Raw genomic sequence first — 23725 nt, 5'->3', positions numbered from 1 at the left:
GTAAATTTTCTGTAGCAACTAAATACGCATACCTTTATTCGCTTAATCTGATTTTAGAGCGGGGGAACCAACATAGGCATGATTATTTGCCTTGGGGTGAATCTTACTATGTAAGAAGGGATACTCTCAGTCCCTAATCCGACAGCTAACCTCGTAAGCGTTCATTATCGAGAGAAGGGTCTTTTTATGGACCATTTCTTTGGAATGGTCTTTTTTTTCTTTGGACAGAGGAGTGGGGAACATGGCGAAAAAAAATAAGCAATTCGCTGTAATTGGACTAGGACGTTTTGGAGGAAGCATTTGCAAGGAACTATACAAAATGGGGCATCAAGTTTTGGCCATTGACGTCAATGAAGCGAAAGTGAATGAGTTTGCATCATTTGCGACGCATGCCGTTATAGCGAATACAACAGATGAAAAGGCGTTGCAATCATTAGGAGTTAGAAATTTTGAATTTGTGATTGTTGCCATCGGTGATGATATTCAAACGAGTATCCTAACAACGCTGCTGCTCAAGGAAATGAATGTTCCTAATGTATGGGTGAAAGCACAAAATTCTTACCATCATAAAGTATTAGAAAAAATAGGTGCTGATCGAATTATTCACCCTGAACAAGATATGGGAATTCGAATTGCTCAACATTTAACATCGGAGAAGATTGTAGACTATATTGAACTGTCGGATGAATATAGCATCGTCGAGTTACTAGCAACTCCTAAAATTAATAAAAAGTCACTTATTGATTTAGATGTACGTGCTAAATATGGGTGTACGATCTTAGCGATTAAACGGGGAGAAGCTGTAAATGTATCGCCGTTGCCAACTGAAATTATTAACGAGAAAGATCTGTTGATCGTGATCGGCCACAAAAATGATTTGAAGCGCTTTGAGGATGAAGGTATGTAAGATGTTACATGACAGAAAAGGCTTGCTTAACCGGAAATTACAAATGTCTCCACCGCAAATTTTAGCGATCAGTTTTCTGATCGCTATTGTGGTAGGTACCATACTATTAAAATTACCTATTTCAACGACAATGCCTATTAGCTGGATGGATGCTTTGTTCACAGCAACGTCTGCTACAACCGTTACAGGTCTCGTGGTATTCGACACAGGAACTGTTTTTACTGTTTTTGGTCAAGTGGTTATCATGATTTTAATTCAAATAGGCGGCCTTGGTTTGATGACATTTGCTGTTTTAGTTGTATTAATTTTAGGTAAAAAGATTGGACTAAAAGAGCGGATGTTAGTTCAAGAAGCTCTAAATCAAACATCGATTGGCGGCGTCATAAGGCTCGTCAAAATAGTATTCATTTTTGCTTTTTTGATGGAAGCTATTGCTGTTGTTTTACTGTCCTTTCGTTGGGTGCCAGAGTATGGTTGGGCATTTGGAATTTATACAAGTCTCTTTCATGCGGTATCAGCCTTTAATAATGCTGGTTTTTCCTTATGGTCTGATAGTTTAATGGGCTATGTTGGTGATCCTGTAGTTAATCTTATTATTACACTACTGTTTATCACGGGTGGAATTGGTTTTACCGTATTAGCCGATTTATGGTTTAGCAAACATTTTCATCAATTGTCGTTTCATACCAAGCTCATGCTAATAGGGACTCTTGCCATTAATGTAATCGCCATGTTGTTTATATTAACGGCTGAGTATACCAATCCAGCCACTTTAGCCTCATTAGACTTTGGTGATAAGCTCTGGGCTTCGTACTTTCAGGCTGTTACGACAAGAACAGCTGGATTTAATTCTTTAGATATTGGTAGCATGAATCCAGGTTCAATTGTTTTCATGTGTTTGTTAATGTTTATTGGAGCGGGGAGTGCGTCAACAGGAAGTGGAATTAAGCTAACAACGTTTATTGTCATTGTCATGGCGGTTTGGATGTTTTTAAAGGGAAGAAACGAAACGGTTGTGTTTAACCGTACTATTAAAAATCAGGTCATTATTCGTTCTTTGGCCATTGTAATCATCAGTCTTCTTGTTGTATTTATTATGATTCTGGCCTTATCAATCACGGAAAAGGCTCCATTTCTAATGATTGTCTTTGAAGTCTTTTCTGCTTTTGGAACCGTTGGCTTATCAATGGGCTTAACAGCGGATCTAACTGATCTAGGAAAAGAGTTTATCATTGTCTTAATGTTTATTGGACGAATCGGTCCGTTAACACTAGCTTTTTCCCTTGCAAGAACGCAAAAAGCAAATATCCGATATCCAGATGGAGAGGTTTTTACAGGGTAGTGGAGTGCTCTAGACAGAATAGACTGGTCTTTGAAATACAAGATGAAATCAACGAAATATTTAATATTTAGAAGACTCGCCGAAAAACTTGGTTATTATAGCCAAGTTTTTTTATGCAGGAAGACTCCAAAAAATTGGGAATTTATGTTAAGTTAATAGTATTCTTACCATATGATGAAACATTTATGAGAGTTAGCGCGTAGATTAAAAGACGTTTTTGAAAAGGATGTGAAGAGTGAATGGCTTTAATATTAAATAACGTAACTAAACAATTCGGCTCCTTTACAGCAGTGAATCAATTAACGCTGGAGGTTCCGGAAAAAGAGATGTTTGGTTTTTTAGGAGCGAATGGAGCAGGAAAGACGACTACATTTCGAATGATTTTAGGATTAATTGATCAAACGGGTGGAACGATTACGTGGAATGGTCGCCCGATTAATTATTCGACCACACCGGAAATTGGATATCTTCCAGAAGAACGCGGGCTTTACCCAAAAATGAAAGTCAGTGACCAGATTGTGTACCTTGCTAGGTTAAGAGGTATGAAGAAACAAGAAATTCTAAAAGAATTGGATCGGTGGCTTGAGCGATTTAAAGTACCCGAATATAGAAATAAGAAAATAGAAGAGTTATCAAAGGGGAATCAACAAAAAATTCAATTCATTGCAGCGGTTATACATAAACCGAAATTACTTATACTAGATGAACCTTTTAGTGGATTAGACCCAGTCAATGTGGAGCTATTGAAAGAAGCGGTGAAGAATATTAAAGAAAGTGGTTCAACCATTGTATTTTCCAGTCATCGGATGGAGCATGTCGAAGAGTTGTGTGAGCACTTATGTATTATGCATAAAGGGGCACCCGTTGTTCACGGCGATTTGAAAACAATTAAACGGTCTTTCGGTAAGAAAAACATATCTATTCACGCAGATTTTGAACTTGATTTCTTAAAAGGAATACAGGGAATACCTCGTTTAACGTTCACAACTGAAGGTGTACGATTACAAGTAGAATCAGAAGCAGTTGCGAAAGAGGTTTTTAATCAAGTTGCTTCAAAAGGCTTCGTAAGAAAATTTGAGTTAGAAGACCCTTCCTTGCATGATATTTTTATTGAAAAGGTAGGTGCTTCATATGAATAATTTTTGGATTATGCTTTCTCATGCCTATTTCACTAAGTTAAAAGCAAAGTCATTTATTATTTCAACTCTTATTATTGCTGCTGGTATTTTAGTCATGTCTAATATTGAATCGATTATCCAAGTCTTCAGTGGCGATGATCAGCCGGAGCAAGTGGTCGTGATCGATGAAACAGAAAGGATCCTCCCTCTCTTACAAGAAGAACTTGCGATCATAAATGACAATATTGAGTTAGTGACAATCACTGAACCGATTGAGACACTGGAATTAGAAGTAAAAGAGGGGACCTACAGGGGGATCTTGCTTATAACAATGGGAGATGACGGCTTTCCTGAAGCGGTCTTTAAATCTACAACACTTACAGGTAATCAAGTGACCGCTAGTCTACAAGCTTCGCTACAACAAATTCAATTAACGTTAGCAGCAAGTGAATTGGATTTATCGATGGATCAGTTAGCAATACTAAATGCTCCCGTTTCATTTACAAATGAAGCCATTATTGAAGGTGCCAAATCAGAAGAAGAGTTAAATCAAGCAAGAGGTATCGTCTATGTCCTCCTTTTCTTTATTTACTTTTCTGTTATTATGTATGCGAGTATGATTGCTACGGAGGTTGCGACAGAAAAATCTTCTCGTGTCATGGAAATTTTAATTTCTAGTGTTTCACCTGTAAAACAAATGTTTGCTAAGATTATTGGAATTGGGCTAGTCGGTTTAACACAGATGACGGTACTCTTATTAGTGGGTTATTTTGCTATTAGCAACAGTCAAGATTTACTGACAGGAGGGTTTTTACAGTTTTTTGGTTTTGGTGACCTTTCGGCTACTGTCATTATTTATGCATTGTTGTTCTTTATATTAGGTTACTTTATGTATGCAACTCTAGCAGCTTTACTTGGTTCGGTCGTCAGTCGTATTGAAGATGTCCAGCAAATGATTCTGCCATTAGTTTTCTTAGTGATGATTGGTTTCTTTATTTCGATGTTCGGCTTAGGGGCACCTGAGTCAACCTTTATTACGGTGACATCCTACATTCCATTTTTTACACCAATGGTTATGTTCTTGCGAGTAGGGATGCTTAACCTTTCACCGATAGAGCCGATTCTTGGAATAACTGTATTACTTATAGGGATTGTAGCACTAGCCGTTTTTGGAGCAAGAGTGTACCGTGGTGGGGTCCTTATGTATGGTCAATCTAATTCATTTAAAGATATTAAGAAAGCAATCGATTTAACGAAAAAGTAAGTGGAAAGAAGAGGAGGCTGGTCTTGCTCCTCTTCTTTTGACGTTTCAGGGAGAGATGAGGAGTTGAGCGGACATCTGTCCGCTCAAACGAAAAAACAGAAGGGTTTGAAGAGAGTAGCGGCATGTATGTCCATGAACAAGTCGACGATTTTTGTCTACATGTCCACCTTAATAAATAGCGACTATTACTTGCTTCTAGATTGAATACAATAAAAAATAAGTTGGTCTTACGAATCATTTTTTCTTAAGTTGGAAAACATAACAGCAACCAAAGGGGGGACGATCAATGGATAATACGCATGAGTTTGTCGAAAAGCTTCATGATAAGCAAGAAAAAGACGAGCGCAATAAAAAACGTCAAGGAAAAGGAAACCCAGATCAAAAACTACCGAATAAACAACATTAAGATCAACTCTTAAAGCAATCATCTAGTACTAGATGGTTGCTTTTTTATGCCCATTTATGCCAGGAATCTAATATAGCACAGGGTTCGACAAGCCTTTACAAAAGTTTTACATTACAACCATACCTCCTTAACATTCCTCTACTATACTAGCAATTGTGAGAGGGATAACCTTAACACAAATCATTTTTTTCTAGAGAAAAGGGAGGACAATTCAGTGAATTTGAAAAAGTATTTATTGTTCCTAGTAACAGCAGCAATCATGGTGCTTGTAGCAGCGTGTGGAGGCGGTACAGAAGAGTCAGCCGGATCAGAAAACACAGAGACTGAAGAGGCACCTGCAGAAAACACAGACTCAGAAGAAATTGAAGAAGTCACTACTCTAGAAGGAAGTGTAGTCGTTGACGGTTCAGGTACAGTTTATCCGTTAATGTCCGTATTAGCTGAAGAATATATGATTACAGAACAAGAAAATGTTTCAGTTGAAGTAAGCCGTGCTGGTACAAGCGCCGGGTTTGGTAAGTTTTTAGTAGAAAATGGAACGGACTTCAATAATGCTTCTCGTCACATTAAAGACGAAGAACAAGCAGAGGCTGATGCAGTAGGTTTCGAAGTAAAAGAAATGAAAGTGGCATTAGACGGATTAACATTCGTCATCAATAAAGAAAATGACTGGGCAACTGACTTAACGCAAGAAGAATTAATCCGTATTTTCAAGCATGATGGTGGAGTGACAAAATGGTCTGACCTTCGTCCAGAATTCCCAGATGAAGAAATTCACCCAATGGGTCCTAACGAAAACCACGGTACGTATGAGTTTTTCTATGAAAGCATTCTTGAAAAAGAAGATTTAGTTGATGGAGTTAACCTTCAACAAGAATACTCCACTCTTGTAAACTTAGTATCTGAAGATGTGAACGGAATCGCATTCTTTGGTTTCGGTTACTACGTAAACAACCAAGATAAATTAGCAGCAGTAAAAGTTGATTTTGGAAATGGTCCTGTAGAACCAAGTCTTGAAACGATTGGTGAAGATGCTGACTATGCTCCGTTTACACGTCCTGTATTCACTTACTTGAATGTAGATATGGCTAAAGCAAAGCCACAAGTTTTAGACTTTGCTCTATTTGTTGCAAATCATTCAGATGTATTTGCTGGAGAAACTGGATTTGCACCATTACCAGAAGCAGAACTTCAAGAATATGTAGAATTCTTAGAGGGATTGAAATAAACCATTAAAGTTAATAGGATGAGGGCTTTCATTGTACCTCATCCTCTTCATGTAGTTACTAGCAAAGGGGTGCTCCAAGTGATGGAAACAAACAGCGCAGTTAGTAAGGGGAACGCTGTTAACGTTAGAGAGATGATTGCAGAGAAGAAAAGCTCAAGGAACTTTCGGAATATAATAGAAAAGATCATGCCGAAGCTCCTTTTAGTTATAGCAAGCATTTCGATACTGACCACAATAGGAATTTTGTACACATTATTATCAGAAACGATTGAGTTCTTTCAACGAGTACCTTTAATTGACTTTTTTACAGGAACTATTTTAAAGCCTTTAAGTCAGAATCCTGAGTTTGGCGTTCTACCACTCTTAACAGGAACAATAATTTCTTCCGTAATAGCTATGTTTGTCGCCATACCAATTGGTCTTATGACTGCCATTTATTTAAGTGAATATGCAACAGATAAGGTTAGAAGACTAGTGAAACCTATACTAGAAATTCTTGCTGGGATTCCAACCATTGTTTATGGATTTTTTGCTTTAACGTTTGTCACACCGATTTTAAGAGAATGGATTCCAAGTTTACAGGCAACAAATATTTTAAGTCCTGGAATTGTCATGGGAATCATGATTATTCCAATGGTAGCCTCGCTATCAGAAGATGCAATGAGTTCTGTACCGAACTCAATGAGGGAAGGTGCTTTAGCGTTAGGATCGACAAAGCTAGAAGTAACCGGAAAAGTCATTATTCCAGCTGCAATGTCTGGAATTATCGCTTCATTTGTGCTTGGAATTTCACGTGCGATTGGGGAAACCATGATTGTAACGATTGCAAGTGGAAGTACCAAAAACTTCACTTTCGACATTACCCAATCTATGCAGACAATGACTGCATATATTGTTGAAGTAACTGGTGGGGACGCTCCTGCTGGTTCGACTATATACTATAGCTTATACGCTGTTGCTGCAACTTTATTCGTTTTTACCTTTTTCATGAATTTATTTGCTAGATATATTTCTCGCAGATTTAGGGAGGAATATTAAGATGAAATATGTAGATACCGTTCAAGTCCAGAAAAAAATGAACACACGTTTAGTAACCAATAAAATAGCTAAATCACTTTTCTTATTAGCTACTTTATTCGGTCTAATTGTACTAGTTGTGTTAATTGCACGAGTGGTTTCGCAAGGAATTAGCTGGATTAATGTTGATTTTCTAACAGGTAAACTATCAAACAACCCAGATCGAGCTGGGATTATGGGAGCAGTCCTTGGAACGTTGTGGCTTATGGTTGTCGTAGCTCCAGTTACGATGTTCATAGGTGTAGGAACAGCTATCTATTTAGAATCTTATGCGAAAAAAGGTCGTCTTCACTCGTTTATCCAAACGAACATTTCAAATTTAGCGGGAGTCCCTTCTATTGTATTTGGACTTTTGGGCCTTACCGTATTCGTAAGAACGATGGAATTAGGAAATGTCGTTTTAGCTGGTGGTTTAACCATGGCGCTTTTAGTTTTACCAATCGTCGTAGTCGCCAGTCAAGAAGCGATTCGTGCTGTTCCTAGTCATTTAAGTGAAGCTTCTTACGGGATGGGAGCGACGAAATGGCAAACGATTAAAAATATCGTTCTGCCTGCCGCTTTACCTGGGATTTTGACAGGTGCTATTTTATCGTTATCACGTGCGATTGGAGAAACGGCTCCGCTTGTTGTAATCGGGATTCCAGCATTATTAATTCCGTTTCCTAGTGGTTTAATGGATCGGTTTACGATCTTACCAATGCAGATTTATTATTGGACGATCGATGCTGCTTTAGTAGCTGAATACGCCAATTTGGCTGCAGCTACAATCATTGTGCTACTTGTTGTTTTATTCTTATTAAATTCTATTGCAATCATTATTCGAAATAAATTTCAGCAAAGATATTAAAAATTTAGGGGGTATAAGTGATGGGGCTTGTTTCGCCAAAAACAGAGGTGGAGTTTGATTTAAATGGTCATCCTTCAAAAGATGCTCAAACCGCTAAAAAAGTGGTCTATGATACTAAGGATTTAAATTTATGGTATGGAAAAGATCATGCATTAAAAAACATCAACCTTTCGATTTATGAAAATGAGGTAACAGCGATTATCGGACCTTCTGGTTGTGGGAAATCAACATATATTAAAACACTTAATCGTATGGTCCAGCTCGTTCCGATTGTAAAAATTTCGGGTGATATTATGTACAGAGGAAAAAGCATCCTGGATAAATCGTATCAAGTGGAAGACTTAAGAACTCGAGTCGGTATGGTCTTTCAAAAGCCTAATCCTTTTCCTAAGTCGATCTATGAAAATGTCGCATATGGACCGAAAATTCACGGGATTAGAAACAAAAAAATCCTAGACGAGATTGTGGAACGTAGTCTTCGCGGCGCGGCGATTTGGGATGAAGTTAAAGAACGCCTTCACGAAAATGCCTATGGATTATCAGGTGGACAGCAGCAACGCCTTTGTATCGCCCGTTGTTTAGCGATTGAGCCTGATGTCATTTTAATGGATGAACCGACATCGGCACTTGACCCTAAATCAACATTAAAAGTAGAAGAGTTAATTCAAGAATTAAAAAAGAATTACTCGATTATCATCGTAACACATAATATGCAACAAGCTGCACGTATTTCAGATAAAACAGCTTTCTTCTTAAATGGAGAAATTGTTGAATTTGATAGTACGGATATGATTTTTTCTAATCCAACCGATAAGCGTACGGAAGATTATATTACTGGTCGCTTCGGGTAAGAGGTGTAGTCAATATGGCTGTTCGTGAAAGTTTTCATTCTCAACTAGATTTAGTTAAGCAACAGCTCCTCGAGATGGGTGAGCGTATTGAGGAAGTGCTACATGATATGATGCAAGCTTTTACTTCTTCCGATATGCACGCAATGGAACACATTATTAGCCACGACTATGAAATTAATCAGTTAGAACTCGGCATGCACAATCAGGTCACTCTACTGATTTCAAGGCAACAACCCGTTGCCACTGACTTACGGAAGTTGATCGTTGCGTTGAAGATCTCAAGTGATTTAGAAAGAGTGGCAGATTTAGTCGTTGATATCGCTAAACAATCTAAGCGAATCAAACAGAACAGTCTTCTAACTTTTCAAGTGAAAATTCTAGGTATGTTTACGATTGCCGAAGAGATGATTCATCAATCATTACAAGCGTTTAAAAACACTGATATCCTACTAGCTCAAAAAATAGCGATGATGGATGATAAAGTGGATAGTTTGTATGGTGAGTTAATTCGTGAACTGTTTAAATTAGATGATGCCTACATTGAAGTCGACCAAGTCACACAGCTTGCTTTCATAGGTCGATATATTGAACGGATTGCCGATTATGCGACAAACATTGCTGAGTGGGTTGTGTATGAGGTCAATGGAAAGCATTTTGATTTGAACTAATACGACAATAAAGGTGTTGCAAGTACTAATTTGTATAGGATATCCTCTAAAGGTACCTACAAAGGCTAAGGCTTTGGGTACCTTATTCTTTTTTGAATTCACGAATTTAATTTAGTATTTCATCGATAGAAAATAAACGGCTGTCAATTCGGTTTGATTGCCCTACCAGATGAAGGACCTAGCACTCGATCTGGTAGGGGGTTAAGACTATTTGTACTTCTGTGCACTTGAAGAATCATTTTTTGATTTATGCTTGTTTTTTTCGTCGCGCAGTTCTTGTTTTAAATCTTCCATAGGGATCGGATCGACGTGTTGTTGACTTTCAAATTGGTCAAATAAACTTTTCTTATCTGTTGGATATTGCTCTGGGTGGTCCAAATTCTTCCGGTCATTGGAGGGATTTGGATTTCTATTCTCGTTTGACATATAATCACCTCTTAATAAATGTCTACCACTTTTCATAAAAATAAAACACGTAATAGAGTAGAAAATAGAAAGTGCTAAAAGATAGGGGGATAAAGTTGAATAGAATCATGGTAATGGGTGTTTCAGCTGGAGCTGGGAAGTCGACATTTGCCCGTAAGTTAGGCGAATTACTAGAGATAAACGTTTACCACCTAGATACGTTATACTGGAAACCTAATTGGATAGAAGCATCTTTAGAAGAATTTGTGGCTAATCAAGAGGAGATTGTGACATTGAACGAATGGATCATAGAAGGAAACTATAGCCATACTTACGACATTCGAGTAGGCAGAGCAGATACAATCATTTATATTGAACCACATTTAATGATATGTTTGTTTCGAGTATTGAAGCGAAGAATACTGAATCATGGTAAAACGCGGCCAGACATGGGCGAAGGCTGTCCAGAAAAGCTAGACTTTCCATTTCTTACGTTTATTTGCACGACTTATTTTTCTCGTAAGAAAATGATGAGGACTAGATTGGACACGTTACGTACAGAAAAGAACATTGTCTTATTAAGAAATAACAAAGAAATGAAACAATATTTAAAAGGGTTAAAAGCGAATATAAGTGCCGAATACAGAGAAAACGTCTAACGATAAATAAGCGTTTTTTTTTTGCGCTCAATAGATTCAATGTTGATGCTCTATTGCTATTTACAATTTTTACATATGTTAACAATAAACTTACAGATTCACCGAACAGTATTAACAATCAATATGTAATATATCCTTGTAAGAGCAATACATAAATCATACTTTGAGGTGGAAAAGATGGACGTAAATCGCAGAAAGTTTTTAACGTATGTTGGGACAGGCATGACGGCTTTAACAGTAGCTTCAACAGGACTCGGGGCACTTGCTCCAAAAGTAGCAGCAGCTGACAAGGGCCGAGATAGCTTATTCGGATATGAAAACAGAGCATCAAAAATTGATTTCACCCCAATCGCACCGACAACTGCAGATGAGCTTGTTCTTCCAGAGGGTTATACATATGATGTCATTGCTGCATATGGTGATGTGATTAATCAAAAAGGAGATACATTTGGATTTAACTGTGATTTTACGATGTATCTACCAATCAAAGGAAGCAGCCGTGGACTTCTACTTGTTAATCATGAATATACCAATCCATTATTTGTAGAGGGACCGGTTGTTGCTAGCTATACGCCAAAACAAATTGAAGCTCTACTTTACAACCAGGGATTATCTATCATTGAAGTGTACCAAGAGCCTAATACGAAAGAATGGAAAATGGATCCAACATCTAAATATGCTCGTCGAATTTCGGGTCTTGCAACGTTCCAGTTAACGGGTCCGTCAAAAGGCACGCCTTCTGTTAATGGTGCAACTCAAGTTCAAGGAACGTTTGCGAACTGTTCAGGTGGAGCTACACTTTGGGATACCGTTCTATCTTGTGAAGAAAACTGGGAAACGACAGTTAACAGAGCAGGGTTAGATACGACCCATTATGGTTGGGTCGTTGAAGTGGATCCTTTTGATAAGAACGATCAGTATTTCAAGCCGCGTAAACATACAGCTTTGGGACGCTTTCACCATGAAAACTGTGCCATGGGGTTATCAAAGGATCGCCGTGTCGTTGTTTATTCTGGTGATGATAAAGCGGGTGCTTGTGTCTATAAATATATTAGTAAAGGCAAATTCAATGAAGCGAAAGGAAAGGAAAATTCCAAGCTTCTAGAAGAGGGAACTTTATATGCAGCCGATATGGAAGCGGGAGTTTGGATTGCGTTAACGATAGATGCCGTACGTGAAGCTGCGAAAGGGAATCAAGAATTACTAAACAAATACCAAACGCAAGCGGATGTCCTTGTTCATACTCATGATGCGGCGATACTCCTAGGGGCAACCCCAACAGACCGACCGGAAGACGTAGAAATTAGTCCTATAGATAACTCCATTTTTATTGCTCATACAAATAACACGAGTAAAGGGAATTTCCATGGACATATTACTAGATTCTTTGAGACCGATGCTGATTTAGGGTCTTTAACATTCACTTATGAAATATTTGCAGCTGGTGGTACGCAAAGTGGATTCAGCGCACCTGATAACTTAGACTTCGATCGCCATGGAAACTTATGGACAGTCACAGATATTTCAACTAGTAGCTTAAATAAGGGAACGTATGAACCTTTCAAAAACAATGGAATGTTCGTTATCCCAACGACAGGTAAAGACAAAGGACAAGCCTTCCAATTTGCTTCTGGTCCTGTTGAATCAGAATTGACAGGCCCATGGTTTACCCCAAATCAAAAGACATTGTTCCTAGCTGTGCAGCATCCAGGCGAACGGTCACCTAGCCTGAATGATCTAACAAGTAAGTGGCCTCACCGCAAAGGCGATACGATGCCGCGACCATCTGTTGTCGCAATTAAAGGTTTTTAAGAGTTTGTTCAAAAAAGGTTGAACGTTTAAATAAGCTTGGGTGCAATCAGCGAAACCGCTGCATGTTTTTAAGCCTTACTTAACGGAAGATCTTAGAAAGCGCGCAGCAAGAGAAGCCCTTGCAATCTTGAAAAAGGTAAGCTAAGAAAATTCTCCAAGAAAGGAGATTCAAATATGCTACAAAACATCGGTATTCCAGGTTTAATCCTTGTATTAGTCATCGCCCTCATTATCTTTGGGCCCTCAAAGCTTCCGGAAATTGGACGAGCTTTTGGACAAACACTACGCGAATTTAAACGCTCGACCAATGAGATTATGAGCGATGAGACGAGTAAGGAAGATGCTCAAACGGTGAAGAAAGAAAAAACGGTTTAAATCGAAAGAGGATGTAAGTGTCTCCACTTAGCTTGCATCTTCTTTTTTCATGAGAGAAGTAAGGGAGTGTTCAAATGGAGGAAAAGGCGTTTCAGCTCGTTGATCATCTTGATGAATTGAGAAAGAGAATGATACTAACGCTTGCTGCTTTTTTTGTTTCTTTAATAGCCGCTTTCGTTTTTGTTGATAAAATTTATTCGTTCTTAGTCAAAGACCTACCTACTAAATTAGCAGTATTAGGCCCAAGTGATATCCTTTGGGTTTACTTAAAAATTGCCAGTGTTTTTGCTCTTGCCATCACGATCCCAATTGCAGCATACCAAGTTTGGCTATTTGTGAGACCTGCTCTAAATGATAGAGAACGAAAAGTGACACTTGCCTACATACCTGCTTTATTTTTATTATTTATTATGGGAATTAGTTTTGGTTATTTTGTTTTGTTTCCTATTATCTTAAATTTCCTTGTTTCATTAGCAGGCGACTTATTTGAGATGTTTTATACGACAGAAAAGTATTTTCAATTTATGATGCAAATGACGCTTCCTTTTGGGTTTTTGTTTGAAATACCGGTTGTGATTATGTTTTTAACGAGTCTTGGGATCCTTAATCCGTACGTGTTACAGAAATCACGGAAGTATGCCTACTTTATTCTTATTGTAGTTTCCATCTTGATTACTCCACCTGACTTTTTATCAGATGTATTAGTCATTATCCCGTTAATCTTGCTGTATGAGTGTAGTGTCGTTTTATCAAAGTTTATTTTTAAACGAAATCAAGTTAAGTCAATAGCACTTGATTTACATACTTAAGAAAAGAGGAAGACACCGTGTCCAAATCGGGAGTCTTCTTCTTTTTATTGTGACCGCTCATTACTTAACACATCTATAATCATTCCATACTAGCCAAATAGCTAGCTAGATTGTCGTTAGTAAGCGGACTTTTAACGGGCAAATTTACAAAGCAATCGTTCTTTGCAGCGATCATCGAAATTTCAAGCGTAATGGTTAAGCTTTTAATGGAGGTGAGACATTTGCAGGTCTTGAATTTGAGAAAGGTGTTCAGCTAAGTGAAAAGCTGAAATGGATTGAACTAGTAGAGAATCAATGGCCAATGGCTCTCTTCGTTGGATTTTAGATCAGGAGGAGGTAAGTTGTGTGATACCTGGGTTTAAAACATTGAAACCGGCTGAGAGCAATTTACAAGCTAGAGCATTAGGGGACCATATGAAAAGAGCATACATAGTGTCATTTTTTTTAATGACCACTATGATAAAAGAGAAGTTAGAACAAGAAGCAAGCACTACAGGCAAATTAAATGAAGTCTACGGAAAAAGGGATAACCCCTTTCTCAGTAGACACGTTCAATGTTTTCTTTCTTTGTTGAAACTAGGACTCTATGCATACTTTTTTTAACTCAGTGAGAGCTGTCTCAGAGTCATCACCATTGGCATGAAAGGAGATCATTCCGTTTGCTCCATGCAAAACTCCAACACTAAGCAAACTCTTTGCATTAAATTTCCTCCGATTCAACTCAATCAAAATATGACTGTCAAATTTGTTTGCCACATTTACTAATTGAAAAACTTTATCCCGATTCAAATTGTCTGAGAGTAAGCAATGTGTTGTTAATTCCATGTGATCGCCTCCACTTACATATTTTATCTTTAATGATTATTGGTGATTTTAGTGAACTACTTCACGAACCCATCATATCAAAGAGGAGTGGCTACTAGGTTAAGGATTTGTAAGGTTTTAGTTAAGATCTGAAATGGTTCTTACCATTAGTATATAGGGGGAATGCAAAAATTTCTGTTAGTTAGAGAGGTTTCCTCCTATAGAAATGTATGGCAGTTACTGTATGTGGTTTCTCGAATGCTTTGTTTGAAAATTGTTAACGCTTCTCGTTATTACTTCCGACGATTTTAGATTATAATAGAGCAGAATGCTATTTTTTAAAAGGAGGTCTACTTATGATTAATGCTATGTCTGCAGCTCACGGTGATTCGTGGTATGTGACCATCTTGTTATTTGTCATCACGTATATTTTAATCAAAATGGGTGTCAGCAAAGGTGCTAAAATTCTACATATGATTTTGCGGTTATTTTACGTCATCATGATTTTTTCAGGTGTAGTGCTTTTAATGACTATCTGGAATTTTGCTCTACTCTATGTGATAAAAGGGATCTTGGCGATTGTTCTTATTTATGCAATGGAAATGATTCTTGTTAAAACAAAAAAAGGAACAATTGGTGCAAAAGCTCCGATGTATTGGGGATTATTTGTTGTAGTGCTTGTAGTAGTTGTGTTACTTGGTCTACAAGTGATTCGTTTTTAATTAGATGAAAAAAACTAGCCGGAGGTTTTCTCTAGCTAGTTTTTTTCTTTGGTTTCTGGATGGAGAAAGTTCGAAACCTGTTGAGTATAGGTGGTTTTATCATAAGATTGATAAAGAGATGATGCCAAGCGAATGGGATCTCCAAAAAAGAAACGTTCATATTGAGTTTGTCTAGATCCAAACGAACTCATCGTTAAATCCCATGCTAATCTAAATAGTTGTACTCTCTCTTTTGCAGGTGCATTTTTAGCCTGTAAATATTGATCTAAGTCCTTTCCAATTTCTGAATCAAAATCTTTTTCCGTGGGCAAGGATATGAAGCCACTTGCACCAAGTAAGTGAAGAATTTCAACGAGGCGAGGATATGTTTTCTGATAGTAACTAGAAGCAACCATTAAGGGGTTTGCATCAGGAATCATCGTTCCGAAACGATTGAGTTGCGCCTCAGCCTCAGCTTTGTGAAGGAGGGATTGCATAATTTCAAGCGTGATAATGACCTCTGAGATTTTTTCTTGGATATGTTGATAATCGGTTATGGCGATCATCGTGGCAAGAGCTTCACTTACTCCGAGGAGAAATTCCGTTTTTACGACTTGCCGACAAACGGCTTGAAATAGTAACAGGATGTTGACACTAGGTTCTGTATAAATTTTCCCTATCGCGGTTAAATCTTGATATAAAAAGACGCGGTCCCATGGAACTAGTACCTTATTAAAGACGACAATTGAGTCGACTTCATCAAATTGGGTCGTCAGTGGATGGTCGTACTTGCTTACCGTTGTGTCTGCATACGATTCGCGACATAAAAATTTTAACCCAGGTGTGTTGGAAGGGATTGCGAATGCGTAAACGTAGGCAGGGTCTATCTGATTCCCACCAACGGGAAGAACAAGAATCTCATCTGTTAACCCACCTTGTGTAGCAAGTAACCGAGCGCCATGAATGATGATGCCTTCGTCTGTCTCATCGATGATCTTGGCTGCAATGATGTTATCATTGGAAAATTCAAGGTAGTGTGGTGAGCGATTGACTTGTGGATTAATGAATGTATGTGTAAAGGAGAGATCCTTTTTTTTAGCTTGTTTAAAGATGTGTTGAACATTTTTGCTGTAGGGTTCATCGAAAAAAGTATGAGAGGAACCTAGGGTCATGATCGCTGTATTAATGTAATCGGGTGATCGACCAATCGTTCCACCACTTTTTCTTGCCCAGAGTTGAGTAGCAAGTCTTCGTTTTCTCAAATCCTCTATAGTTGTTGGTTGCTCAAAAGCAAAGTTAAAAATTCCCGACTCATCCGTGCGCGTAAGAAGTTCAGATGTTTCTGGTTGGTGCTGTAAATCATATAAAGCTGATTTACTTTTTAAAATACCTGAAAAAGCAGGGTGCAAAGAGAGTTTCCCGTTTACACGCTCTCCTTTAATCCATACTTCATTATTTAACTGATCAATTCTTTCCGTGTATTGCTTTCCTGTGATGATGGTCATTTTATCCCCACCTTATTTGTAGGAGTCTCCCTACTATATGCACGATCAAAAAGAAAGTGCATAGAAATCAAATGGAGTATGCAAAAAAAGGGTGGTCTTGTGCATAGAGCGATGTTGTTTCCTTTTTCGCTTTCGTGTGAAAATGGTAAACTAGATCTATTAGGTTTATGGGGAGGCTTACAAGGTGCTTAGTTGGAAAGTGAAAACATTTAAACAACTATCAATTGAAGAATTGTATGAAATCGTGCAGTTACGTATAGAAGTATTTGTGGTCGAACAAGACTGTTCGTATCAAGAATTAGATGGAAAGGATCAGGTCGCTCATCATCTCCTTGGATACGTTGATGGAAAGCTTCAGGCATATAGTCGGTTATTTAAAAGCGGATTGGTTTCAGAAGAAGCTTCGATTGGGCGAGTGATTGTGAGAGAGACAGGTCGTAAAAAGGGTTATGGACAAGCGTTACTGGAGGAGTCAATTACGTATATCGAAAACGAATTTAAGGACCACTTTATCCTTATTCATGCGCAGGAATACTTAGATGATTTTTATCAGTCTTTCGGTTTCAAACCAGTTACGGAAGTTTATTTATTAGATGGAATTAACCATCTTGATATGCGGAGGGAAGGGAGCTTAAAATGAGTCATACTTTGTACGGAATTCATGTGAAGGATGTGGCAAGTAAAGAACGACTAAGTAGAGCGTATTCGATCCAAAAAGAAGATAAGAAAACAGCTTTCTATGTACTGCCCTCTCTCATGTGGCTACAAGAAGCCAGAAGAAAGCAGCCAGGACTTCTCATTACAACGTTTGATGACATGGCCAGTTTTATTTTAAAGCAAGCGAACGTTTCCTATATTCCATTAACAGAGGAAGAGCGAACGTTATTTTTTCTACAATTTATAAAAGAAGAAGAAGTTTTTCACGGAGATCTAGTCGTTTCAGGAAAAGCAAGGGCTTATGCAGACACATATGGACAACTCAAGCGTCTTGGACTAGAAGTAGAACAGATTCCAGTTGCCCTCAAACCTTTACAAGGTCTTTTTCAGAGCTATGAATCACAAGTCGTGCACAAAAGAGGGTTGCTTGATCCAGAAAATATTTTATTACGTGCGATCGAAATAATAAAAGAGAAGCCAGAGCAGGTTCAGATGTCCGTTTCGATAGATGGTTATTTGGATTTTAGCCCGCTTCAGGCTCTCTTTATAGAAGCATTAAAAAAAGCTGGAATTACTGTAGAAATCTATCTTCCCAATCATACAGACTTCTCTATTGTGGACCAGACTGTTAAGGAGCTAGTTGCAATAGGTTTTGATGACGAACGAGGTTTAAAGGAAGAAGACATCGTGATGACTTCAAAAGAGCTTGTGGCTGCTTCAACGAACGAAGAGCAGTGGAGAGGGGTTTTAGAAGAAATCTGTTTGAGTCCAGATCCTTATGACAAAGTAGGTATTCTTGTCGTAGATGAACGTAGTGGCATGGAACCATTAGAGCGTTATTCAAAAGGTTACGCTGTCCCTCTTAATAAACCGAAAAAAAGGAAAGTATCAACGACATCCATTCATGCTTTTATACTCGCGATTCTTAACAATAATGGTGCACCTAAGAGCAAATGGGAACAGTTACCATTTGTTGAGCTCATTTTAAGACTCTATCAAGTGAATGGTCTTGATTATGCTAAGCAAAAACAAAAATTTCTCTCCACGGGGGAATGGGAACAAAAGGAGCTTGGTGAGCTCTTTAATAAAATGAACCAGCTCAAATGGAAGCAAAATGAAACATTTGTTCATTTTATTAAAAATGTAAGGGACATGATCCAAGCACTACCCTTTCAATCCATTTGGGAAAAATGGTTTGACGAAGAGGAAGATGTTCAAAAATTAAAAGAGGTAGCAGCTGAGTACAAAGCATTAAACCTGATCGATGCTCAGTTGAAGAAGTACGAACAGTTATTAACGGATAAAGGGTTAGACCGTTTAATGATGACACATGAATTATTCATCGAATGGGTTCAAGAAATAGGAGAACAACTCCAATTGTTTGAACAACGTGCATCTAAACAAGGGGTGTCCATCCACACTTGGCGTGATGTTAGTCTTTTTAAGGGCGACAAATTATATGTAGTGGGGATGAATGAAGGCGTATTCCCTGCTCCTCATCATTTAAGTGGGTATGTGCAGGAAAGAGATCTGTTAACAGAGTTAGTTAGATTCAGTCCACCTACACAAGAACATTTTAAAATGAAGCAGCAAGCACAACTTGAGCAATTATCTTATATTGCACGTGACGTCACGTTTACGTATGTAAGAGGAATTGATGTGAATCATCCACTACTCCCGTCCCCTTTGTTAGAGATAGAAGTATCAAAGAGAGAATGGTCTTGGGAAAGTAGAATGGAGTCTAGTCATTCTTTTACAGCTGAAGATGAACTAGAAAAGATCGCCTATCATGTAGGAAAGGGCTGTCAGGTGGAAGATGTACCAGCGTTAGTAGAACGTGTCTCGAAAAGGCTTGAACGACTAGAGCAAGCCGATGAGCCTGTTACCTTCTTTGAGAATAAACCACTAGAGCCAGTCATTTCAGTTACCGCACTTGAAAGCTATGCGCGTTGTCCATTTCGCTATGGGATGGAACGAGTGTTACAAGTAGCTGAACCTGAAGCGATGCAGGAAAGAGTATCGCCTCTAGATATCGGACAAATGATGCACGCAATTATCGAAGAACTTTATATGGAGATGGAGGTAGTTGGGAAAAGCTTTTCAGAACTACGTGGAAGTTTAGAGCTTTTGCCGAAGCGACTAGAAGAACTGTTTGAAGAGAAATGGGAACAAATTGAAAGACAAAGCCCTGAGATTTCACGGTTTGACTTACAATTGACGAAAAATGAATGGCAGAAACGTCTTCGCCGTTGGTGGCAAGCTGAACGTAAGCATTTCTGGGATAATGCAAACCTTTCAACGATGCATATTTTAGCGCTTGAAAAACCGATTCGATTTGAATTAAAGCTATCAGATGAGAAGACGCTTATTTTAACTGGAAAAGCTGACCGTGTAGATCGACTCGATGACGCGATTGTTGTGTATGATTATAAGTCAGGGCAGGCCAGTGTCAAAGTGGACGAGATTAAAACCGGATTAAAATTACAATTGCCACTCTATGCGTTTGCGATTCGAGATGAGCTAGAGCGTATGGAAGAAGGATCGATCAAAGCAGATGGCGCTACCTACATTTCGCTAAAAGAACCAAGTAAAAGAGCTGGAAATGGAATTTGGCGTTCGGAGCATGTTGGAAAGTCATCTCGTTATCAAGTTTCCTCTCATTGTAGAAATCGTGAAGATGAACTTGGGACTGAGCAATTTTTAGTGAATCATGAATTAAGAGATCGAATTGAGCAACTGTGGAATGGTATGAAGACCAACTTTCCTGTTGAACCAATAGAGTGCTCAAATTTTTGCGCGTATCGTGCGGTTTGCCGTGTAACAGATGAAAAGAGAGAGAACGCAAATGGATAAAAGAAAAATGAGTGATAGAGAGGAGCAGGTACATGCAATTTAATGATGCACAGCTTGAAGCGATTACAAGTGAAAAGGCGCTCATTCTAGTTTCAGCAGGTGCTGGTTCAGGAAAAACACGTGTATTAACAGAACGCTTTATTCATTTATGTGAACTTCATCTGCAAAATCCAGGTCACCCTGTAGGGGCAACCGTCGATGAAATCGTAGCGATTACGTTCACCGAAAAAGCAGCGCGGGAAATGAAAGATCGGATCCGAAAAAGACTAGCAGAAAAAGAAAGAGAAGCGCTCGGGGAAAAAGAACGCCTCTTTTGGTTTGAACAAAAAGAAGCGATTGAGCGTGCGCAAATTTCAACGTTTCACAGCTTTTGTCAGCGACTGCTTTCTCAATATGCGATGACGGCCGATTTAGTTCCAAACAGCAGAGTGATTGATGATGTAGAAGCAAGAAGACGCAAACGAGCGATCATGACAAAGCTCTTGGAAGAACGTGACTTCCATGAGCTCGCTCTGCCACTTCTACATATAATGAGTAAAAATCAATTATTTGAATCAATTGAAAAAGTGCATGACGATATTAGGGAGTTTGTCGTTGGAGAACATTCAATCGATAGCTTGCAGGTGGAGGAAATGCTTGAGAAGCAGCTCGTTGAAAAAAAGAATGTGCAAATGGAAGCCGTCAGAGAGTTTCATGAACAGGCATGCCGCTGTGTTCAACATTTCCCTCCTTTAGACGAATTAACAAAAGCACAACAAAAACATGTTGAACGCATTACAACTGCTTTTCAAACATTATCGATACCTGAAGATCCTAGTTACTATGTGTACAGTCTAGAGGAAATCATGCCTTTTAAATCGGATAAGCGTTGGAATGAGAAAGCACCTGCTTTGTATGAACTCTTCGAGAATTATTGGAAGCCGTTTAAAAAACAATGGAAGGAAATCGGGGGAGAGGTCTCTATTGATGAAGAGGCGAAAAAGCATCTCGAACGCATCGTGCTAATCCTTAAAGAATTCGCAACTAGGTATGTAAATGAAAAGAAGAGAGCTGGTGCCCTCGACTTTTCCGACTTACAGCAAAAAGCGGTTGCGCTATTACAACACCCTTTTATTAAAAAGGCTTGTCAGAAACAATATCGACATATGATGGTTGATGAGTTCCAAGACACGAACCGCTTACAACTTGAGATGTTAAATCGAATTGAACCCGCTTTTCAGTTTATAGTTGGAGATCAAAAACAGTCGATTTACCGTTTTCGCGGGGCAAATGTCAGTTTAATGAATGAACGTGAAGAGCTTGCAATGAGTAGAAGTGATGCTCAAGTTATTTTAATGAATCAAAATTACCGAACAACAGCTCCTGTGATCCATGCCGTAAATGACCTGTTTTCTCATGCGATGGTGTCTCAACGTTCGAAATCATATGAAACGGTTTATGCTCCACTTGAAGCTTTTCGACCGGGAGAAGAAGAGGAGGAAAAAAGGGTAGAACTTACGATTCTTGAAAAAGATGAGGAGAATGAGGAAAGCCCTTATGACGTCCTAGCGAACCGAATTGTCGAGATGATTCAAACCGGTAAACCACATGTGCTCAAAAATGAAATGTGGGTCAAACCAAGCTTTCATGATATCGCCATTTTGATTCCTGCGCGCTCTCAGCTGTTGACTCTTGAACGCTCATTAATTAACAAAGGAATTCCTTATGTAGTTAGTGGAGGGGTAGGGTTTTATAATCGCCAAGAAATCATAGATTTTCTTACCTTATTAAGATGGTTAAATCGTCCTTTTGAAGAGTTGTATTTACTAGCGGTTCTAAGAAGTCCTGTATGTGGACTAGCTATTGATGACTTTCTGACCTTGAAATCTTCATTAGACGAAACCGAGTCGCTTTACCAACTCGTCTATAATGAAGCGCATCGAGCATTCAGCAAGCTTCCCGCCTCTATCCAAGATGTCTGCCGTATGGTTCGTACATGGCTAGAGGGGTGGACACCGTTTCGAATTCAGGAATCTTTGGAACTAACGTTAGAGGCACTTTTTAAAGAAACAGGTTTAAGAACGTCTCTGTTGTTACAAGTGAATGGACTACAAAAAGTAAAAAATGTTGAGAAGCTTATTCAAACGATCGTTGATAGCCACAAAACCGATTTGGAAAGCATTTTAACGGATTTAGAGGAACGTATTGTTCTAAGTGAGAAAGAAGGAGAATCTGAAGTAGAGCGAGTGGATGGAGATGTGATTCAGATCATGACGGTGCATGCGTCAAAAGGTCTAGAATTTCCGATCGTTTGCTTGCCTCAATTAGATCGCCAAATAAGAGGCGATAAAGGCATTATTCGGTTCCATCCTGAGTTTGGACTAGTCTTAAATTTGGAGGAAGAAGCAAGTGACTTAGATGGTGATGCCATTGTTCATCAAACACCTGGGTTTGCGATCGTGAAAGACCGGGCAAACGCAGAGTCTAAGGAAGAAGCGAAACGCTTATACTATGTTGCGATGACAAGAGCACGTGACTACCTATACATGATTGGTGAAGAATCTACTACGGCTCACACATGGTTAGCGTTAACAGAAAATGCACTAGAGCATACTAGATTAGCTGATAAAGTAGAAGAAACAGCAGCAAGTGAAGAACAGGAACGGCTTACACTTGAATCATCTGTTTATAAGATTCCCACCGAAATAGTGAAAAAGGAAGTTCCATTAACGTTATCCGTTTCAGAAATCATGCTATTTATGAAAGATCCAATTGCTTATTTTAATCGTTTTGTCATAGGGATTCCAGAAACAACGCCATCTAATCTGACAAGGACGCAAGAAGTGGAGTGGTCAATTGACCCTTCCAAGCTAGGGACACTTGTCCACCGAGCGTGTGAACTCCGCGATAATGGTCTAACGAATCAAGCCGCTATGGAAGAGGCGATTCGAGAAGAAGAGCTAGATTTAGTAGATGTACCTTCCTATCAACAAGAAATAAATATGCTTATGGCAAGTTATACCGACGAAATCAAACAAGCATTAGGTAAAAAGATTGCTAATGAATGGGCTTTTACAACAAAGATTGAAGGAGCGGTTATTGTCGGAGAGATCGATAAAGTGGTTGAAAAGAATGGACAAAGACAGATCATTGATTTCAAAACAAACCGAATTCATCGTTCGGGTGCTGAATTAATGGACACGTATCGATCTCAATTGTATTTATACAAGATGGCTTTCGAACAGGAAACAAAAGAAAGCGTAAATCGTTTATCGTTATTTGTATTTCGGGATCAAGAACAACCTCTTCATACATTAGAATACAATCAGGAAGAAGAAACAGCCGTTCGAGAAGCGATTCGAACCATCTGTACTTTGAGGGAAAAACAAGCAAAAAAAGAAGCTTATCATGAACTAATTTGATCACATCAAAAAAGCGAACAGAGTTACCTGTTCGCT

General features: G+C 38.7%; 21 protein-coding genes, 1 pseudogene and 1 riboswitch. Of the genes and pseudogenes, 19 read left to right on the top strand and 3 right to left on the bottom strand.

Features of this window, described 5'->3' with window-relative positions; translation table 11 throughout:
- The first annotated feature begins 29 nt into the window (after positions 1-29).
- A riboswitch (cyclic di-AMP (ydaO/yuaA leader) is annotated at positions 30-175 on the top strand.
- Positions 176-241: 66 nt separating this feature from the next.
- The 10 genes from PQ474_RS11435 (at position 242) to phoU (ending at position 9708) form a co-directional block, all read left to right on the top strand.
- Positions 242-907 carry a potassium channel family protein gene (locus tag PQ474_RS11435; protein WP_273843199.1) on the top strand — a complete coding sequence of 222 codons (666 nt, stop codon included), beginning with the start codon at positions 242-244 and terminating at the stop codon, positions 905-907.
- A 1-nt stretch (position 908) separates the two neighbouring features.
- Positions 909-2249, top strand: coding sequence for a TrkH family potassium uptake protein (locus PQ474_RS11430; RefSeq protein ID WP_273843197.1), 1341 nt, complete (start codon positions 909-911; stop codon positions 2247-2249).
- Between the two features lie 239 nt (positions 2250-2488).
- The gene (locus PQ474_RS11425) at positions 2489-3388 is read left to right on the top strand and encodes an ABC transporter ATP-binding protein (protein WP_273843195.1); all 900 of its coding nucleotides are present in this window, start codon (positions 2489-2491) and stop codon (positions 3386-3388) included.
- Positions 3381-4631 (top strand): ABC transporter permease, encoded by a 1251-nt coding sequence (locus PQ474_RS11420; protein WP_273843193.1) that lies wholly within the window; start codon positions 3381-3383, stop codon positions 4629-4631. Before PQ474_RS11425 ends, PQ474_RS11420 begins: the two co-directional genes overlap by 8 nt.
- 286 nt (positions 4632-4917) lie before the next feature.
- Positions 4918-5037, top strand: a complete 120-nt coding sequence (locus PQ474_RS11415; protein ID WP_273843191.1) for a DUF4023 domain-containing protein — start codon at positions 4918-4920, stop codon at positions 5035-5037.
- Between the two features lie 214 nt (positions 5038-5251).
- Entirely contained in the window at positions 5252-6265 is a 1014-nt protein-coding gene (locus tag PQ474_RS11410; RefSeq protein ID WP_273843189.1) for a PstS family phosphate ABC transporter substrate-binding protein, read from the top strand.
- A gap of 81 nt (positions 6266-6346) precedes the next feature.
- Complete coding sequence (gene pstC, locus PQ474_RS11405) at positions 6347-7303, top strand: phosphate ABC transporter permease subunit PstC (protein WP_273843187.1); 957 nt, start codon at positions 6347-6349, stop codon at positions 7301-7303.
- A 1-nt stretch (position 7304) separates the two neighbouring features.
- The gene (gene pstA, locus PQ474_RS11400; RefSeq protein WP_273843185.1) at positions 7305-8189 is read left to right on the top strand and encodes a phosphate ABC transporter permease PstA; all 885 of its coding nucleotides are present in this window, start codon (positions 7305-7307) and stop codon (positions 8187-8189) included.
- A gap of 20 nt (positions 8190-8209) precedes the next feature.
- Positions 8210-9040, top strand: coding sequence for a phosphate ABC transporter ATP-binding protein PstB (gene pstB, locus PQ474_RS11395; protein WP_273843182.1), 831 nt, complete (start codon positions 8210-8212; stop codon positions 9038-9040).
- Positions 9041-9054: 14 nt separating this feature from the next.
- On the top strand, positions 9055-9708 hold the full coding sequence (gene phoU, locus PQ474_RS11390) for a phosphate signaling complex protein PhoU (RefSeq protein ID WP_273843180.1): 654 nt from the start codon (positions 9055-9057) through the stop codon (positions 9706-9708).
- A gap of 207 nt (positions 9709-9915) precedes the next feature.
- On the opposite strand, the gene PQ474_RS11385 is transcribed toward phoU, so the two are convergent.
- Positions 9916-10134, bottom strand: a complete 219-nt coding sequence (locus tag PQ474_RS11385; RefSeq protein WP_273843178.1) for a hypothetical protein — start codon at positions 10132-10134, stop codon at positions 9916-9918.
- Positions 10135-10229: 95 nt separating this feature from the next.
- Between PQ474_RS11385 and PQ474_RS11380 the strand changes: the two genes are divergently transcribed.
- The 5 genes and pseudogenes from PQ474_RS11380 to PQ474_RS11360 form a co-directional block, all read left to right on the top strand.
- Positions 10230-10772, top strand: a complete 543-nt coding sequence (locus PQ474_RS11380; RefSeq protein WP_273843176.1) for a P-loop NTPase family protein — start codon at positions 10230-10232, stop codon at positions 10770-10772.
- 177 nt (positions 10773-10949) lie between these two features.
- Positions 10950-12584, top strand: a complete 1635-nt coding sequence (locus PQ474_RS11375) for a PhoX family protein (protein ID WP_273843175.1) — start codon at positions 10950-10952, stop codon at positions 12582-12584.
- A gap of 174 nt (positions 12585-12758) precedes the next feature.
- A complete protein-coding gene (locus tag PQ474_RS11370; RefSeq protein WP_273843173.1) occupies positions 12759-12959 on the top strand; it encodes a twin-arginine translocase TatA/TatE family subunit in 201 nt (66 codons plus the stop codon).
- Between the two features lie 74 nt (positions 12960-13033).
- A complete protein-coding gene (gene tatC / locus PQ474_RS11365; RefSeq protein WP_273843170.1) occupies positions 13034-13768 on the top strand; it encodes a twin-arginine translocase subunit TatC in 735 nt (244 codons plus the stop codon).
- A gap of 101 nt (positions 13769-13869) precedes the next feature.
- A pseudogene (locus PQ474_RS11360) lies at positions 13870-14164 on the top strand (aldo/keto reductase); the annotation flags it as partial.
- Positions 14165-14344: 180 nt separating this feature from the next.
- Here the strand turns inward: PQ474_RS11360 and PQ474_RS11355 are convergent.
- Positions 14345-14593: an HPr family phosphocarrier protein gene (locus tag PQ474_RS11355; protein WP_273843168.1), complete on the bottom strand. Its 249-nt coding sequence runs from the start codon at positions 14591-14593 to the stop codon at positions 14345-14347.
- Between the two features lie 335 nt (positions 14594-14928).
- On the opposite strand from PQ474_RS11355, the gene PQ474_RS11350 reads away from it, so the two are divergent.
- On the top strand, positions 14929-15294 hold the full coding sequence (locus PQ474_RS11350) for a DUF1516 family protein (protein ID WP_273843166.1): 366 nt from the start codon (positions 14929-14931) through the stop codon (positions 15292-15294).
- A 35-nt stretch (positions 15295-15329) separates the two neighbouring features.
- Here PQ474_RS11350 and hpaB read toward each other — a convergent pair whose 3' ends face one another.
- A complete protein-coding gene (hpaB, locus tag PQ474_RS11345) occupies positions 15330-16778 on the bottom strand; it encodes a 4-hydroxyphenylacetate 3-monooxygenase, oxygenase component (RefSeq protein ID WP_273843165.1) in 1449 nt (482 codons plus the stop codon).
- 184 nt (positions 16779-16962) lie between these two features.
- On the opposite strand from hpaB, the gene PQ474_RS11340 reads away from it, so the two are divergent.
- Genes PQ474_RS11340 through PQ474_RS11330 form a run of 3 tightly spaced genes read left to right on the top strand, consistent with a single transcriptional unit; the run spans position 16963 to position 23689 of the window.
- A complete protein-coding gene (locus tag PQ474_RS11340; protein WP_273843163.1) occupies positions 16963-17418 on the top strand; it encodes a GNAT family N-acetyltransferase in 456 nt (151 codons plus the stop codon).
- The gene (locus PQ474_RS11335; protein ID WP_273843160.1) at positions 17415-20288 is read left to right on the top strand and encodes a PD-(D/E)XK nuclease family protein; all 2874 of its coding nucleotides are present in this window, start codon (positions 17415-17417) and stop codon (positions 20286-20288) included. The genes PQ474_RS11340 and PQ474_RS11335 overlap by 4 nt, the downstream gene beginning before the upstream one ends.
- Positions 20289-20320: 32 nt before the next feature.
- Positions 20321-23689, top strand: a complete 3369-nt coding sequence (locus PQ474_RS11330) for a UvrD-helicase domain-containing protein (RefSeq protein WP_273843158.1) — start codon at positions 20321-20323, stop codon at positions 23687-23689.
- The last annotated feature ends 36 nt before the right edge of the window (positions 23690-23725 follow it).

It is taken from the genome of Halalkalibacter alkalisediminis (genome assembly GCF_028610705.1).
GTDB classification, from domain to species: Bacteria; Bacillota; Bacilli; order Bacillales; family Bacillaceae_D; genus Halalkalibacter; species Halalkalibacter alkalisediminis.
This window is presented reverse-complemented; position numbering and strand designations above follow the sequence as displayed.

Excerpts from the sequence above, each read along its gene's own strand:
- PQ474_RS11435 (WP_273843199.1), top strand. The coding sequence starts at position 242 with ATGGCGAAAAAAAATAAGCAATTCGCTGTAATTGGACTAGGACGTTTT.
- PQ474_RS11430 (WP_273843197.1), top strand. The coding sequence starts at position 909 with ATGTTACATGACAGAAAAGGCTTGCTTAACCGGAAATTACAAATGTCT.
- PQ474_RS11425 (WP_273843195.1), top strand. The coding sequence starts at position 2,489 with ATGGCTTTAATATTAAATAACGTAACTAAACAATTCGGCTCCTTTACA.
- PQ474_RS11420 (WP_273843193.1), top strand. The coding sequence starts at position 3,381 with ATGAATAATTTTTGGATTATGCTTTCTCATGCCTATTTCACTAAGTTA.
- PQ474_RS11415 (WP_273843191.1), top strand. The coding sequence starts at position 4,918 with ATGGATAATACGCATGAGTTTGTCGAAAAGCTTCATGATAAGCAAGAA.
- pstC (WP_273843187.1), top strand. The coding sequence starts at position 6,347 with ATGGAAACAAACAGCGCAGTTAGTAAGGGGAACGCTGTTAACGTTAGA.
- pstA (WP_273843185.1), top strand. The coding sequence starts at position 7,305 with ATGAAATATGTAGATACCGTTCAAGTCCAGAAAAAAATGAACACACGT.
- pstB (WP_273843182.1), top strand. The coding sequence starts at position 8,210 with ATGGGGCTTGTTTCGCCAAAAACAGAGGTGGAGTTTGATTTAAATGGT.
- phoU (WP_273843180.1), top strand. The coding sequence starts at position 9,055 with ATGGCTGTTCGTGAAAGTTTTCATTCTCAACTAGATTTAGTTAAGCAA.
- PQ474_RS11385 (WP_273843178.1), bottom strand. The coding sequence starts at position 10,134 with ATGTCAAACGAGAATAGAAATCCAAATCCCTCCAATGACCGGAAGAAT.
- PQ474_RS11375 (WP_273843175.1), top strand. The coding sequence starts at position 10,950 with ATGGACGTAAATCGCAGAAAGTTTTTAACGTATGTTGGGACAGGCATG.
- PQ474_RS11370 (WP_273843173.1), top strand. The coding sequence starts at position 12,759 with ATGCTACAAAACATCGGTATTCCAGGTTTAATCCTTGTATTAGTCATC.
- tatC (WP_273843170.1), top strand. The coding sequence starts at position 13,034 with ATGGAGGAAAAGGCGTTTCAGCTCGTTGATCATCTTGATGAATTGAGA.
- PQ474_RS11355 (WP_273843168.1), bottom strand. The coding sequence starts at position 14,593 with ATGGAATTAACAACACATTGCTTACTCTCAGACAATTTGAATCGGGAT.
- PQ474_RS11350 (WP_273843166.1), top strand. The coding sequence starts at position 14,929 with ATGATTAATGCTATGTCTGCAGCTCACGGTGATTCGTGGTATGTGACC.
- hpaB (WP_273843165.1), bottom strand. The coding sequence starts at position 16,778 with ATGACCATCATCACAGGAAAGCAATACACGGAAAGAATTGATCAGTTA.
- PQ474_RS11335 (WP_273843160.1), top strand. The coding sequence starts at position 17,415 with ATGAGTCATACTTTGTACGGAATTCATGTGAAGGATGTGGCAAGTAAA.
- PQ474_RS11330 (WP_273843158.1), top strand. The coding sequence starts at position 20,321 with ATGCAATTTAATGATGCACAGCTTGAAGCGATTACAAGTGAAAAGGCG.